This is a genomic window from Roseovarius mucosus DSM 17069 (assembly GCF_000768555.3).
Lineage (GTDB): Bacteria > Pseudomonadota > Alphaproteobacteria > Rhodobacterales > Rhodobacteraceae > Roseovarius > Roseovarius mucosus.
In genome coordinates this window covers 86,752-100,534 of sequence record NZ_KN293976.1, presented here as the reverse complement: position 1 = coordinate 100,534, position 13,783 = coordinate 86,752, and the positions used below count along the sequence as shown (strand labels likewise).

The window sequence follows — 13,783 nt, the reverse complement described above, 5'->3', positions numbered from 1 at the left end:
GACTGAGACCATGCCGCGCTATCTAAACCACACCCGTCCCGGGCTTGACCCGGGATCTCCAACCTTCCCCGGCGAGGCCCCGGGTCAAGCCCGGGGCGATGTGAACCTGATCGGAGGCCACATGCTCTAAGCAGCGGGCGCGGGTGCCTACTCGATCTGGCGCCCGCTCAGCACTTCGAAGGGTTCGAGCCGGTCGCCATTGATCCACGCATAGCTGCCCGCCTCGGTGCGTACCATGGCGTAGGGGGTCCAGCCGGTGCTGCGCCACCAGCTCTCATAATCGTTGGTCTCCGCGTTCACGCGCCATTGGCCATCGTCGCGGCGGCCATCCCCCAGCATGTAGACCGTGCTGCCATCGGCAGCAAAATACTGCTGATAGTCGGTGCCGGACCAGCTTCCGACGATGGTGTTGCCAGACAACAGCGCGCTGATTTCGGCGGCGGTCATCTGCGCGGGTTGCGCTGTGACGGGCCAGCCAAGGGCGAGAAGCCCGGCGCTCAGGACACCCAGAACAAGACGGCGATGCATGATCACACTCCTTTGTTGCGGCACACACTATCGCAAATCCTGCGCCGGGGCGCGACTCGATTCTTTTGGGCGCGGCACCGGCATTGCCGCAACGTCACCCTCAAAATGCCGCGAAATCCTGAAAGAGTGATCCATATTGTGAGACAGCGCATAGAAAAATTAATACATTTGCGCCACAGAGAGCGGATGATCGATATGTCCTATCCTGCCTATTCCCGCGCCGAACGTCTTGCTGACGGGGCGGTGCATATTGCCGGCCTCCTCGCGGCGCTCACCGGTGTGGGGGTGCTCTTTGCCATGTGGGCGTTGCACATGGACGGGGTGACGCTGGCCTCGACCATCGTCTATTCCGGCGCGCTCTTGTTGATGCTGGGGGCCTCTGCGGCCTATCACCTCTATGCCCATACCGCCGCGCGGCCCCTTCTGCGCCGTCTGGATCATGCGGCCATCTATGTAAAGATCGCGGGCACCTTCACGCCGCTCAGCGTGCTTTTGGGCACCGCCTTTGGCTATGTCGTGCTGGCGGTCGTCTGGGTTCTGGCCATCTTTGGCGCCGTGACCAAGATCCGGGCCAAACCCGGCCAGATGCCGACCGGCTGGTTGCCCTATGTGGCGCTGGGCTGGGTCGGGGTGGCGCTCTTTATCCCGCTCACGCCGATTCTGCCGGGGCATAGCCTTGTGCTGTTGCTGACAGGTGGCCTGCTCTATACGCTGGGCGTGGTGTTCTATGCGTGGGAGAGTTTGCGCTTTGCCAATGCCATCTGGCACCTTTTCGTGGCCTTTGCCAGCGGGTGCTTTTTCATCGGGATCGCCTCGGCCCTCGCGACCCGCCTCTGACGGGGCGCGAGAGGTTGCGAAATCACCGGGCAAACCTTACGATCTGTAAGGTCGCTCAAGCGTGCTTGCCCGCCATCAAGAGGCTGAAGACATCGCTGTTGCGGCAATAGTCCGGTGTTGCGCTCGCGGTCTTGTTCCGCGCCAGCCAATGATCGCAGGCCTCGGGATTGGCACAGCCCGTGCAGGCCAGAACCACGTCGCCCAAGGTATCGAAGGTCATTTGCCCTTCCATGATTTTCTGTTCAAGATCAACGCCCAAGGTGTTGGCCATCCGGTCCACCAAATGTGCGTGACGTTTCAAGGTTGAAGTGCTTTGCATGCTGTTGCCCCCTTGCTGCGCCGCCACTGTGCCTCAGGTCGCGGCCGCGCACCTTGACCTCGATCAAATCGCCATCTCGTCGAGATAGGCGCGCACGCAGTCCTGCACGTGGCGAAACCTGTCGCCGCCCAGTTTTTTGCCGCCATACCAACGGGTTACGACCACGACATGATCGCGCAGATCGGCGCGTTCCAGCATCCGCAGGATCACTTGGCCTGCGCCTGCCTCGCCATCGTCGCCCTTGAGCGGGGTGCCATCGCCGAGCAGGACAGCCCAGGTGTTATGCGTGGCGCGGGCGAATTTCTTGTCCTTTTTCAAGGCTTTGAGGAACTCATCCACCGCCTCGCGGCTCTGCGTCGCCCCGCCCGAGACCGCATAGTTCGATCCCCGGTCGTTCACGACGCCTTTTAGCTGTCGCATGTCACAGCCCGGCAGCCACCCGCCGCACGGTTTCGACCCGCTGGGCATTGGGCGGATGCGTTCCTAGGAAGCGATTTCCGGGATCGGGAAGCTGGCTAAAGAATTCCGCGCCGCGCACCGGGTTGTAGCCTGCGTTATGGGTGATCACGGTGCCAAGGGCATCCGCCTCTAGCTCGAAATTCTTGGAATAGCTGCGCGCGCCAACCCCGGCCCCGATGTCGACCGCCTGATCGACAATGGTCTGGCTCGCGCCGGTGATCGCCGCCAAGCCGCCCAAGAGAATCGCCCCCGCCGCTGCATTCTGTTGTTGGCGCGGGATATGGCCAGAGATGTGGTGGGCTGCCTCATGTCCCATGACAAAGGCCAGTTCATCCTGATTGCGCACCTGCGCGATCAAAGGCAGCGTGAAGGCAAGGATGGGCTGACCGTTACGGTCAAGAGTCTGATAGGCATTGGGCGGCTGACCGGGCCGGTCATCCACGACAATCCGGAAATCGCAGTTGGCGCGCGGCGAACGCGCCCGGCACTCGCGCTCGGCTATGGGCTCAACCCTTTGAACCACTGAGATAAATTGATTGACCTGCGCGCGCGTCGGCGTTGTCGCCTTGGGGCGTGAGGTCGCTTGCGGCGCGGGTTGGCTCACGGGCCCTTGTTCCACCACATCGACACAGCCCACAAGTGCCACCAGCCCCACGAGAGATAACCACCGCATTCTAAATCCCCGGTTCTGACCCATTTATTCATTTGTTTTAGCAGGGTTTCACGCCTCTGACAGGTCTTTTGCACCACGCCAGTCTCTGCTTGCAAAGACCCGCCAACGCGGTAGGCTGAACCCATGTTTTCCATAGAGCACGAATTCGACGCCACCGTGATCACCCTTGTCGACGAGGGGGCGGCACCCTTGGGCGAGGATGTGATCATCAATGCCTTCGAGGAATGCGTGACGATCGAGCAATATGATCCGCGCACCGATCGGTTGCACAAGATTACCCTGTCGATGGGGCAGCTGCGCGATCTGCGCGCGGCGCTCGACCTGCCCGAGGGGGTCTATATCCGAGCGCCGGACGCAAAATAGAAAATTAGTCGCCAATCTGTCGCAGGACTTCGGCGGCGGCGACGGTTGGCGTCATGTCGCCCGCTGCCACGCGGGCGGCATAATCCTGCATCGCGGCGCGTGCCGTGGGGGTTTCCAGCCGCGCCAGAAGGCCCTGACGCACCTCTTGCCCGAACCAGTAGCGCGCCTGCTCTGCCCGCCGCCCGTCGAAATGCCCAGTCTCGCGCCGCCAGTTCACCAGCGCGGTCATCTCGTCCCATGCCTTTTGCAGCCCCTCGTCCTGCAAGGCGGATACGGTCATCGCCTTGGGATAGCCTTCGGGGTCCTGGGGCCGTTTGCGCAGGAGGCGCAGCGCGCCTGCGTAATCCGAACAGGTCCGCATCGCCGCCGGTTTGAGATCGCCATCGGCCTTGTTCACCAAGATGAGATCGGCCATTTCCATGATGCCGCGCTTGACGCCCTGCAATTCGTCGCCGCCCGCCGGGGCGAGCAAGAGCACGAAGATGTCGGACATTTCCGCAACCACTGTCTCGGATTGCCCGACGCCTACCGTTTCGATCAGCACCACGTCGAACCCGGCCGCCTCGCAGAGTGTCACTGCCTCGCGGGTGCGGCGCGCCACGCCGCCCAGATGGCTCTGGCTGGGGGAGGGGCGGATAAAGGCCGCTGGATCGCGGCTCAGCCGTTCCATCCGCGTCTTGTCGCCGAGGATCGAGCCGCCCGAGCGTGCCGAGGAGGGATCGACCGCCAGAACCGCCACGCGCAGGCCCTGCGCGGTCAGCATCATGCCGAAACTCTCGATGAAGGTGGATTTGCCCACACCGGGCGTGCCCGACAGGCCAATGCGCACCGCCTGTTTGCCTGCGGTTTTCAATGCCTCCATCAGCGCTGCGGCATCGGCGCGGTGGTCCGCGCGCGCGCTTTCGATCAGGGTGATCGCGCGGGCCAAGGCCCGGCGGTCGCCTGCGATGATCCTCTGTGCGGTATCCGCAATATCCATGCGCTGCCCTTTTTGCTGTCGGTTGCCTTCATGCCTTGGCCCTGTGGGCCTTGTCCAGAGGCGAGAGGCCTGGCAAGCCTCTGGCCAAGCGCGCGCCGATGCCCGATAACGCGGGGCATGACGCCCGATCTTCCCATTCAAGAGGACATTCCGGCCCTCATCGACGCGCTGCGCGCGGGCGGGCGTGCCGTGTTGCAGGCACCGCCCGGTGCGGGCAAGACCACGGTCGTGCCGCTCGAGATGTTGCGCGCAGGCGTGACGGGGGGCCGTATCCTGATGCTGGAACCGCGCCGCCTTGCGGCCCGCGCCGCCGCTGAACGGATGGCGCAGAGCCTTGGGGAAAAGCCGGGGGAAACCGTGGGTTACAGGGTGCGCGGCGAGGCGCGCGTTGGTCCCAAGACCCGGATCGAGGTGGTAACGGAGGGGATTTTGACCCGCATGATCCAGTCTGACCCAGAGTTGCGCGGCGTCGGTGCGGTGATCTTCGACGAATTTCACGAACGCTCGCTCAATGCCGATCTGGGATTGGCGCTCTGCCTAGAGGTGGCGGGGGGCGCTGCGCGAGGATCTGATCCTGCTGGTCATGTCGGCCACGCTCGATGCCGCGCCCGTGGCGCGGTTGATGGGCGATGTGCCAATGATCACCTCGGAGGGGCGCAGCTATCCGGTCGAGATCCGCTGGCGCGACCGCCCCCGGCCCAAGACGCGGCGGTTTGAAGAGGCTTTGGCCGATCTGGTGAACGAGGCCGTGGCCGAGACAACGGGCGGCGTTCTGGTGTTCCTGCCCGGTGAGGGGGAAATTCGCCGTGCCGAGGCGCTCTTGCGCCCGCGTCTGCCCGGTGACTGCCAGTTGCGCCCGCTCTTTGGCGCGATGGAGTTTGCCGCGCAACGCGCCGCGATCGCGCCCGTCACGGAGGGGCGCAAGATCGTGCTGGCAACATCCATCGCCGAAACCTCGTTGACCATTGAGGATATTCGCGTGGTGATCGACGGCGGCTTGGCGCGACGGGCGCGGTTCGACCCCGGTTCCGGCATGTCGCGGCTGGTGACAGAGCCTGTGACGCGCGCCGAGGCAACGCAGCGCGCGGGGCGCGCGGGGCGTGTGGCCGAGGGGCGATGCTATCGGCTCTGGACACGCGGCGAAGAGGGCGCGTTGCAGGCCTATCCCCCGGCAGAAATCGAGGCGGCGGATCTGGCGGGTCTGGCGCTGGAGCTGGCACTCTGGGGCGCGGCCCCACAGGATTTGCCGCTGCTGACCCCGCCCAATCCCGGCGCCTATGCCGAGGCGCGCGCGCTCTTGGAGATGTTGGGCGCGCTGGAGGCCACGGGTCGGATCACGCCGCATGGCAAGGCACTGGCGGCGCTGCCGCTGCATCCGCGCCTCGCGCACATGCTGACCTCTGCGGGGCCGGAGGCGGCGATGTTGGCGGCGCTTTTGGCGGAGCGCGATCCGCTGGGCCGCGGCGCGCCGGTTGATCTGGCGCTGCGGCTGAGTGCGGCGCGTGATCTGCGCGCCTTTGAGGCGCGCCATGTCCATACGGTCAATCGCGGCCCGGTTGAGCGGATCAAGACCGAGGCGCGGCGTCTGGCGGTGCAGGCCAAGGGCCGGGGCCAAGCCACGCGCAGCGATGCCGAATGCGCCGCCCTTGCCTATCCGGACCGGATCGGGCTGCGCCGCAAAGGGGATGCTCCGCGTTACGTGCTCTCGGGGGGAAAGGGTGCGGTGATGCCAGAGGGCGACCCGATGGGCCAGACCCGGCTGATCGTGGCCACCGATCTGGATGGCGACCCGCGCGAGGCGCGTATCCGGCAGGCCATTGCCATTTCTGAGGCGGAAATTCGCGGGCTCTTTGCCGAGCGGATCGTGTGGCAGGATGTCTGCCTCTGGGATCGGCGCGAACGGCGTGTGGTGGCGCGCAAGCAAGAGCGTTTTGGTGCGCTGGTGCTGGATGATCGGCATTGGCGGGACGCGCCCGAGGAGCGTATTGCGCGTGCCATGCTGGACGGGGTGCGCGATCTGGGTTTCAATTGGAGCGATCCGGCCCGGCGCTTTGTCGCGCGGGTGCAATTGCTGCGCGACGGGGGGGCGGACCTGCCGGATATGTCCGAGGCGGCGCTGATCGAGACATTGGACGACTGGCTCTTGCCCTATTTGCGCGGCGTGCGCAGCGCGCCGGAGTGGAAGAAGTTCGACATGCTCGATGCGCTGCGCGCGCGGCTGGACTGGGACCAGATGCAAATGCTGGACCGGGCGGCACCCGCGCAGTTCACCACGCCATTGGGCCGGAAAATCCCCATCGACTATAGTGGGGAGTATCCTGAAATTACCCTGCGTTTGCAGGAAATGTTCGGCCAGACCACCCATCCCACGGTTGGCCGCACGCCATTGCGCGTGACGCTCTTGTCGCCGGGTAATCGCCCGGTGCAAACCACGCTCGATCTACCGGGGTTCTGGGCAAGTTCCTATGCGGATGTGCGCAAGGACATGCGCGGGCGCTATCCGCGTCACCCCTGGCCTGAAGATCCGACCGAGGCCGATCCCACGCTGCGCGCCAAACCCCGCAACATCCCGTGATTTGTATCCGGTGGGGAAATATCCTATATATGATGTTTAGAGAAACGTGCCCGAGCAGAGCAAAACCAGAGTGAACCAGATTTTCCCCCAGACCGTGCCCGGCGCGGTGCATGCAGAGTCTGTCCTGCCGCGCCGGCAGGTGGCGGCGCTGTGCTGGCGCAAGCACAAGGGGCGCAAGGAGGTTCTGCTCATCACCAGCCGGGACACGGGCCGTTGGATCGTGCCCAAGGGCTGGCCCATCGAAGGGCTGAGCGACGCGGAAGCCGCGCTGCAAGAGGCTTGGGAAGAGGCGGGCGTGCGCGCCGATGCCGATAAGGCACGTCATATCGGGCGGTTTTCCTATGAAAAGGGGATGCGCGATGGGACCACTTTGCCGATCAATGCGGAGCTTTACAAAGTTCGCCTGCGTGACGACGAATTGCGCGACCGTTTCCCCGAAGCGCGCGAACGCCGTCGGCTTTGGGTCACGCCGCGCAGGGCAGCGAAACTCGTGGACGAACCGGACTTGCAGGATATTCTGCGTAAATTCTGAGCCCGCTTATTTCGGCATCAAGACCCAGTAATCCAGATCCAGCAACACATGGGGCAGGTGTTTGCCGTCTTCGCCACGCAAGCTGAAGGGCGCGCCGCCCTTGGTTGCCACGAGCCGCAGGCGCAGTGCGCCCACACCCGGTGCCGTTGTATCGGCGCGGTCCAGAACCTCGGACCAAGCCCGCACGGTATCACCTGCAAAACACGGGTTGGCGTGGCTGCCCGCGTTGATCGCCACGATCATCTGGGCATTGGCAAGGCCGTTGAACGACAGCGCGCGCGCCATCGAGATGACATGCCCGCCGTAAATCAGCCGCTTGCCATCCGCGCGCGGGGTCGCGTCGAAATGCGTCTTGGAGGTATTCTGCCAGAGGCGCGTGGCCATCATATGCTCGGCCTCTTCGATGGTCACACCATCGACATGGTCGATCTGTTCGCCAATTTCGTAATCGCCCCAGCGATGCGGTTCTCCGGCGAGGGTGAAATCGTAATGCGTGAAATCCAGACCCGCCGGGATGATGAGATCGCTGGCCGCGACGCAGGACGCGGTTTGCGGCACGTGATCGGCGGGGGCTGGTGCCGCCTCGTCGCGCTTGCGCACCATCACCCAACGGACGAATTCCATCACCGGCAGGTCGTGCTGGTTGAAGCCGGTGGTGCGCACATAGACCACGCCCGTCTTGCCCGAGGAATTCTGCTTGAGTCCGATCACCTCGGACTGTGCCCGCAGCGTGTCGCCCGCATAAACGGGACGCAGCCACCGTGCCTCGGCATAGCCCAGATTGGCCACGGCATTGAGCGAGATGTCGGGCACGGATTTGCCAAACACGATATGGAAGGCCGCCAGATCATCAATCGGGCTGGCGGGCAAGCCGCAGACATGGGCGAATTCGTCGGAGGAATAGATCGCATGGCGTGCCGGATAGAGCGCGTGATAGAGCGCGCGCTCGCCCCCCGACACGGTGCGCGGCACCGCGTGAGGGATCACTTGCCCAAGTTCGTAATCCTCGAAAAACCGGCCCGGATTGGTCTTGGCCATGCTTATTGTTCTCCCAGCTTCATATCGGGGGTGTAGGTGCCGTCCTTGTCCTTGGTCACGGCCTGACCGCAGCGCATCACGCCATTGGCCGCGTCATAGGCATAGGTGGGATCGCCATAGAGCGACCAGCCCTTGTTGAGCGCGGCCGTCACCTTGTGACAGAACTCCGACGTGTCGTCGGCGCTGAGAAAACGGTAGAGTTTCATGGATTACCCCGGAAACGGCCAGACGCCCAGCCAGTTGTGAACAAAGGTTATGGCGAGGAACATCACGCTGGTAATGACCACCAGAAGGATATCCTTTTTCGCCTCTCCCGGTGCCGGACGCACCCAGGCCTCGGAACGGTTGATCATCACCACTTCCAGCACCGCCCAGACGAGCAGCCCGCCGAAGAGGATGAGCGAGGCCAGATCGCCATTGACCAAGAGATGCGCAACCGCCCAGACCTTGACCGCTGTCAATTGCGGATGGCGCATGGCCCCGCGCAGCCGCCCCTTGGTGGCGCTCATGCCGTAGAGAAACACCGCCCCCAGCATCATCAGGTTGTTGATATGCACCGTCCAGCTGGGCGGATACCAGACGTTGATGAAGTCCGCCTGCCGATAGCCGATCACCATCAGCACCAGACCGGCCAGAATGCCGAGGGCGGCAACGCCTTTGCCCGCGTTCCCCATCCTTGCGCGCAGATCGGGGGCCACCCGTTTGAAGAGATGCGCCGCGATCCAGAGGATCAGCCCGAGGATGAGGTAAAACATGGGTGCTACTCCGCTGCCATTTCCCGTATCGCCTGAGCTTTGGCCAGAATGCGCTGTGCGGACACGACGTGCAGGTTTTCGACAATCTGCCCGTCCACCACGGCAATCCCCTGACCTGAGGCGCGGCTTTCTTCATAGGCTGCGATCTGGCGTCCCGCCAGTTCAATTTCGGAATTGGTGGGGGCAAAGGCGGTATTGGCGATTTCCAGCTGGGCGGGATGGATCAGTGTTTTGCCGTCAAACCCGAGGTCGCGGCCCTGTTCACATTCGAACTTGAGCCCGTCCCCATCGCGAAAGCGGTTGTAGACCCCGTCCACCGCCACGATCCGCGCCGCGCGCGCCGCCATCACGATCATCTGGAGCGAGGCCCAGAGCGGCATGCGGTCGGCGCGCACCCGGCAGCCCAGATCCTTGATCAGGTCATTGGTGCCGGCCACAAGGCCCGTCACCTGCCGATGCGCCGCGATTTCGCGGGCGTTGAACACGCTGACGGGCGTTTCCATCATGGTCCAGATGGGCAGATCAGAGCCGATCACATCCGAAAGGTTGTCAACATCCGAGGGCGTGTTGACCTTGGGCAGAAGAATGGCGTCGGCGCCCGCGTCGCGCAGCGCGCGCGCATCCTCCAGCCCCCATTCGGTCGTGAGCGCGTTGATCCGCACGATCTTGTAGCGATAGCCATAGCCGCCCTGGCGCAGCGCCTCGACCAGCGTGGCGCGTGCGGCCGCCTTGGCATCGGGCGCTACCGCATCCTCGAGATCAAAGATGATCGCGTCGGTGGGCAGGTCGCGCGCCTTTTCTAGCCCGCGCTCTTTCGAGCCGGGGATATATAGCACCGAACGGTAGGGATGCATGCTGCTGTCCATGGGTCTTCCCTTTGATGGATTCTGGCTGTGGTAATAATCTTGCGCAGGAATGGCATTTTTCGGCGGAAATGTTCAAGCGATTTCTCGCCGCGATGCAGCGATGCGGTGGCTTCGGTGCGGCGTCCGGGCTCATTAACCCCTTGTTCATCACTCTTTCGGCATGATGGGCGCGCGACGGCCGGGGGGCCAACCCAAGAGAAAGGGTGACTGATGATCAAGACAGTGATGGCCGGTCTGAGCGCGGTGGTGCTGGCATATGCCCCGGCGCAGGCGCAAACCGGGGCTTGCGCGCCGCGCGACATGGTGGTGCAGCGCTTGGCCGATGCCTATGGTGAGACGCGGCAATCCGTGGGGCTGGGCGCCAACAACATGGTGGTCGAGGTCTTTGCCAGCGGCACGTCGGGCAGTTGGACCATCACGGTGACGGGCAGCGATGGTGTCACCTGCCTTGTCGCCAGCGGTCAGGCCTATGAGCCCACCGCCGAAACCGAGCCGAAGCCCGGCAAGGGGGCCTAGAACGCCTAGAACAGCCCGTCCCAGATAAGCTTGATCCCGGTGATCGTCAGCAAGACATAGGTCACGGCAAAGAACGCGCGTTCCGGCATGATCCGGTGCGCGCGCACACCGACCCAAGCGCCGAAGAGCGCGAAGGGCGCAAGGATGAGGTCGATCGTCAGCGTCTCTGCCGTGAAGAGGCCAAGCATCCCATAAGGCACCGCCTTGACGATGTTGAAGACAAAGAACATCAGCACCGTGGTCGCCTGATAGCGCGTCTTGTCGAGCCCACGCGATAGCAGGTACACCGCCGCAGGTGGCCCGCCCGCATGGCTGACAAAGCTGGTGAACCCGGCCACCAACCCTGCCAGTACCCCGCTCCAACCCGGTAAGGGGGCCTGTCCCCGGCGCATCACCCGCGCCTTGAGCACCGTTTGCCAGAGCACAAAGATCAGCGCGATTCCCCCGATCAAAAGGCGCAAGAGATCGGCATCGGCACTGCGATAGAACAGCATCCCAAGACCGATCCCCGGCACCCCACCAAGGATCAGCATCGCCACCTCGACCCGTCCCCATTGCCGCCAATAGGGGCGCAGGGTGGCCACGTCGATCAGCATGAGAATGGGCAGCATGATGCCGAGGGCCATAGCCGGAGAGACAAAGAGCGCCAGAATCGCTGCCCCGGCAAAAGACGCGCCAGAGCCAAAGCCACCCTTGGACACCCCTGCCAAGAGCGCCGCGAACACCCCGATTGCGATCACTTCGATGCTCATCGTTCCGGCCCCTAACCTCTGAATCTGCCTGCACTTTCACGGTATACGACCGTATCCCGCTGTCACGCCGAAAATCCGCCGCAGTGCAGCACTCTTGCAAGATCGTTGAATTCGGACTAGGCCCAAGCGCAACTTTTCAACCGACGGAGAATGATCCAATGGCCAGACCCAAGATTGCGCTGATCGGCGCCGGACAGATCGGCGGCACGCTCGCCCATCTCGCCGCGCTCAAGGAACTGGGCGATATCGTCCTGTTCGACATCGCCGAAGGCACCCCCGAGGGCAAAGCGCTCGACATCGCGGAATCCGGCCCCTCCGAAGGGTTCGACGCGACGCTCAAGGGCACGCAGTCCTATGCCGATATCGCAGGCGCCGATGTCTGCATCGTCACCGCCGGTGTGCCGCGCAAGCCGGGCATGAGCCGCGATGACCTCTTGGGGATCAACCTCAAGGTCATGAAATCCGTGGGCGAGGGCATCGCCGCCAACGCGCCCGACGCCTTTGTGATCTGCATCACCAACCCGCTCGATGCGATGGTCTGGGCGCTCCAGAAGTTCTCGGGCCTGCCGGCGAACAAGGTCTGCGGCATGGCTGGCGTGCTTGACAGCGCCCGCTTCCGCCACTTCCTCAGCGTGGAATTCAACGTGTCGATGAAGGATGTCACCGCGTTCGTTCTGGGTGGCCATGGCGACACGATGGTGCCCTCGGTGCGGTATTCGACCGTCGCGGGTATCCCGCTGCCGGACCTGATCGAAATGGGCTGGACCACGCAAGAGAAACTCGACGCGATCGTGCAGCGTACTCGGGATGGCGGCGCGGAGATTGTCGGTCTGCTCAAGACCGGGTCCGCCTTTTACGCCCCCGCCACGTCGGCGATCGAAATGGCCGAGGCCTATCTCAAGGATCAAAAGCGGGTTCTGCCCTGTGCAGCCTATTGCGACGGCGAATTCGGCCTCAAGGACATGTATGTCGGCGTGCCGACCGTGATCGGCGCGGGCGGGATCGAGCGGATCGTCAACATCAAGCTCAACAAGGACGAGCAGGATATGTTCGACAAGTCGGTCGATGCGGTCAAAGGTCTGGTCAAGGCCTGCAAGGAAATCGACCCCTCGCTGGTCTGATCTCCTGCGGTCAACGCTTCTGCATCAGGGCCGACACACGTTCGGCCCTGATTCTTTTTGGCCCGAGGCACGGGCCGATTTCCATTTTGTGATCACACGATTTATCCGTGTGATCACAAAATGACGATTTTCGCACCAAAACCTGCCATTCCGCAAAAAACGATTTATATCGCCGCAGGATATATGCCACACCCTGTCCCAATCGCAGCAAAACGGGACAGTTTGATGAATATCCATGAGTATCAGGCGAAAGCCCTGCTTCGCTCTTACGGCGCCCCGGTGTCGGATGGCCGCGTCGTTCTGCGCGGCGAAGAGGCCAAGACCGCCGCAGGCGCGCTCGATGGCCCCGTTTGGGTGGTCAAGGCGCAGATCCACGCCGGTGGCCGTGGCAAGGGCAAGTTCAAAGAGGCAGGCGCCGGTGAAGCCGGTGGTGTGCGTCTGGCCCGTTCCGTGGAAGAAGCCGCCGAAGAGGCCAAGCGCATGCTGGGCCGCACTCTTGTAACCAAACAGACCGGACCGGCGGGCAAGCAGGTCAACCGCATCTATATCGAGGATGGATCGGGTATTCAGACCGAGATGTACTTGGCGCTTCTGGTGGATCGTCAGACCAGCCGCGTGTCCTTTGTCTGCTCGACCGAGGGCGGGATGGATATCGAGGAAGTCGCCGAAAAGACGCCTGAAAAGATCCTGTCGTTCAGCGTCGATCCTGCGACCGGCTATCAGCCGTTCCATGGTCGCCGCATCGCGTTCAACCTTGGGCTCACCGGCGGTCAGGTCAAGCAATGCGTCAACCTGATGGGTATCCTCTACAAGCTCTTCCTCGACAAGGACATGGAGATGCTCGAGATCAATCCGCTGATCGTGTCGGACAAGGGCGATCTGAAATGCCTTGACGCCAAGATGGGGTTTGATTCCAACGCCATTTACCGGCACGCGGATATCGCCGAGTTGCGCGACACTTCGGAAGAAGACCCCAAGGAACTGGAAGCCTCGAAATACGACCTCAACTATATCGCGCTCGATGGCGAGATCGGCTGCATGGTCAATGGCGCGGGCCTCGCGATGGCGACGATGGACATCATCAAGCTTTACGGCGCCGAGCCTGCCAATTTCCTCGACGTGGGCGGCGGGGCGACCAAGGAAAAGGTCACCGAGGCCTTCAAGATCATCACCTCCGACCCGCAAGTGAAGGGCATCCTCGTCAATATCTTTGGCGGCATCATGCGCTGCGATGTGATCGCCGAGGGCGTGGTGGCTGCCGTCAAGGAGGTGGGGCTGAAAGTGCCGCTCGTGGTCCGTCTCGAAGGCACCAATGTCGAAAAGGGCAAGGAGATCATCAACACCTCCGGCCTCGACGTGATTGCCGCCGACGACCTCAAGGACGGCGCGCAGAAGATTGTGAAAGCCGTCAAGGGCTGATCCCGTAGGGTGGGTGCCAACCCACCTCCCCCGCGAATTCATTACAGGAGA

General features: G+C 63.2%; 16 protein-coding genes and 1 pseudogene. 7 read left to right on the top strand and 10 right to left on the bottom strand.

Annotated elements, in window-relative coordinates; all coding sequences use genetic code 11:
* Window positions 1–147: 147 nt before the first annotated feature.
* Window positions 148–528 (bottom strand): hypothetical protein, encoded by a 381-nt coding sequence (locus ROSMUC_RS04340; RefSeq protein ID WP_037270092.1) that lies wholly within the window; start codon window positions 526–528, stop codon window positions 148–150.
* A 186-nt stretch (window positions 529–714) separates the two neighbouring features.
* On the opposite strand from ROSMUC_RS04340, the gene trhA reads away from it, so the two are divergent.
* A complete protein-coding gene (trhA, locus tag ROSMUC_RS04335) occupies window positions 715–1,365 on the top strand; it encodes a PAQR family membrane homeostasis protein TrhA (protein WP_037270090.1) in 651 nt (216 codons plus the stop codon).
* 55 nt (window positions 1,366–1,420) lie between these two features.
* On the opposite strand, the gene ROSMUC_RS04330 is transcribed toward trhA, so the two are convergent.
* The 3 genes from ROSMUC_RS04330 to ROSMUC_RS04320 all read right to left on the bottom strand — a co-directional run bounded on the left by ROSMUC_RS04330 (window position 1,421) and on the right by ROSMUC_RS04320 (window position 2,816).
* Window positions 1,421–1,684, bottom strand: coding sequence for a DUF6455 family protein (locus ROSMUC_RS04330; protein ID WP_037270089.1), 264 nt, complete (start codon window positions 1,682–1,684; stop codon window positions 1,421–1,423).
* A gap of 63 nt (window positions 1,685–1,747) precedes the next feature.
* On the bottom strand, window positions 1,748–2,104 hold the full coding sequence (locus tag ROSMUC_RS04325; protein ID WP_037270087.1) for a YigZ family protein: 357 nt from the start codon (window positions 2,102–2,104) through the stop codon (window positions 1,748–1,750).
* A gap of 1 nt (window position 2,105) precedes the next feature.
* A complete protein-coding gene (locus ROSMUC_RS04320; RefSeq protein ID WP_037270085.1) occupies window positions 2,106–2,816 on the bottom strand; it encodes a M48 family metallopeptidase in 711 nt (236 codons plus the stop codon).
* Window positions 2,817–2,939: 123 nt separating this feature from the next.
* On the opposite strand from ROSMUC_RS04320, the gene ROSMUC_RS04315 reads away from it, so the two are divergent.
* The gene (locus ROSMUC_RS04315) at window positions 2,940–3,179 is read left to right on the top strand and encodes a hypothetical protein (protein WP_037270083.1); all 240 of its coding nucleotides are present in this window, start codon (window positions 2,940–2,942) and stop codon (window positions 3,177–3,179) included.
* Between the two features lie 4 nt (window positions 3,180–3,183).
* Here the strand turns inward: ROSMUC_RS04315 and meaB are convergent, their stop codons facing one another.
* Window positions 3,184–4,158 (bottom strand): methylmalonyl Co-A mutase-associated GTPase MeaB, encoded by a 975-nt coding sequence (gene meaB, locus ROSMUC_RS04310; protein WP_037270081.1) that lies wholly within the window; start codon window positions 4,156–4,158, stop codon window positions 3,184–3,186.
* 117 nt (window positions 4,159–4,275) lie between these two features.
* Here meaB and hrpB point away from each other — a divergent pair.
* Window positions 4,276–6,733: pseudogene (gene hrpB / locus ROSMUC_RS04305) on the top strand (ATP-dependent helicase HrpB).
* Window positions 6,734–6,803: 70 nt separating this feature from the next.
* Window positions 6,804–7,265 carry an NUDIX hydrolase gene (locus tag ROSMUC_RS04300; protein WP_102105864.1) on the top strand — a complete coding sequence of 154 codons (462 nt, stop codon included), beginning with the start codon at window positions 6,804–6,806 and terminating at the stop codon, window positions 7,263–7,265.
* 6 nt (window positions 7,266–7,271) lie between these two features.
* Here ROSMUC_RS04300 and ROSMUC_RS04295 read toward each other — a convergent pair whose 3' ends face one another.
* Genes ROSMUC_RS04295 through ROSMUC_RS04280 form a run of 4 tightly spaced genes read right to left on the bottom strand, consistent with a single transcriptional unit; the run spans window position 7,272 to window position 9,924 of the window.
* Window positions 7,272–8,303: a MaoC family dehydratase gene (locus tag ROSMUC_RS04295; RefSeq protein ID WP_037270080.1), complete on the bottom strand. Its 1,032-nt coding sequence runs from the start codon at window positions 8,301–8,303 to the stop codon at window positions 7,272–7,274.
* 2 nt (window positions 8,304–8,305) lie between these two features.
* A complete protein-coding gene (locus ROSMUC_RS04290; protein ID WP_037270079.1) occupies window positions 8,306–8,509 on the bottom strand; it encodes a DUF1737 domain-containing protein in 204 nt (67 codons plus the stop codon).
* Window positions 8,510–8,512: 3 nt separating this feature from the next.
* Window positions 8,513–9,058, bottom strand: coding sequence for an NnrU family protein (locus ROSMUC_RS04285; RefSeq protein WP_037270077.1), 546 nt, complete (start codon window positions 9,056–9,058; stop codon window positions 8,513–8,515).
* A gap of 5 nt (window positions 9,059–9,063) precedes the next feature.
* Window positions 9,064–9,924 carry an HpcH/HpaI aldolase/citrate lyase family protein gene (locus tag ROSMUC_RS04280; protein ID WP_037270076.1) on the bottom strand — a complete coding sequence of 287 codons (861 nt, stop codon included), beginning with the start codon at window positions 9,922–9,924 and terminating at the stop codon, window positions 9,064–9,066.
* Window positions 9,925–10,134: 210 nt separating this feature from the next.
* On the opposite strand from ROSMUC_RS04280, the gene ROSMUC_RS04275 reads away from it, so the two are divergent.
* Window positions 10,135–10,440: a hypothetical protein gene (locus ROSMUC_RS04275; RefSeq protein WP_037270075.1), complete on the top strand. Its 306-nt coding sequence runs from the start codon at window positions 10,135–10,137 to the stop codon at window positions 10,438–10,440.
* A 5-nt stretch (window positions 10,441–10,445) separates the two neighbouring features.
* Here the strand turns inward: ROSMUC_RS04275 and ROSMUC_RS04270 are convergent, their stop codons facing one another.
* Window positions 10,446–11,192, bottom strand: a complete 747-nt coding sequence (locus tag ROSMUC_RS04270; protein ID WP_037270073.1) for a sulfite exporter TauE/SafE family protein — start codon at window positions 11,190–11,192, stop codon at window positions 10,446–10,448.
* 158 nt (window positions 11,193–11,350) lie between these two features.
* Between ROSMUC_RS04270 and mdh the strand changes: the two genes are divergently transcribed.
* Together mdh and sucC are read left to right on the top strand one after the other, a co-directional pair.
* Window positions 11,351–12,313 carry a malate dehydrogenase gene (gene mdh / locus ROSMUC_RS04265; RefSeq protein ID WP_037270071.1) on the top strand — a complete coding sequence of 321 codons (963 nt, stop codon included), beginning with the start codon at window positions 11,351–11,353 and terminating at the stop codon, window positions 12,311–12,313.
* Window positions 12,314–12,538: 225 nt separating this feature from the next.
* Window positions 12,539–13,732: an ADP-forming succinate--CoA ligase subunit beta gene (sucC, locus tag ROSMUC_RS04260; protein ID WP_037270418.1), complete on the top strand. Its 1,194-nt coding sequence runs from the start codon at window positions 12,539–12,541 to the stop codon at window positions 13,730–13,732.
* Window positions 13,733–13,783: the final 51 nt, after the last annotated feature.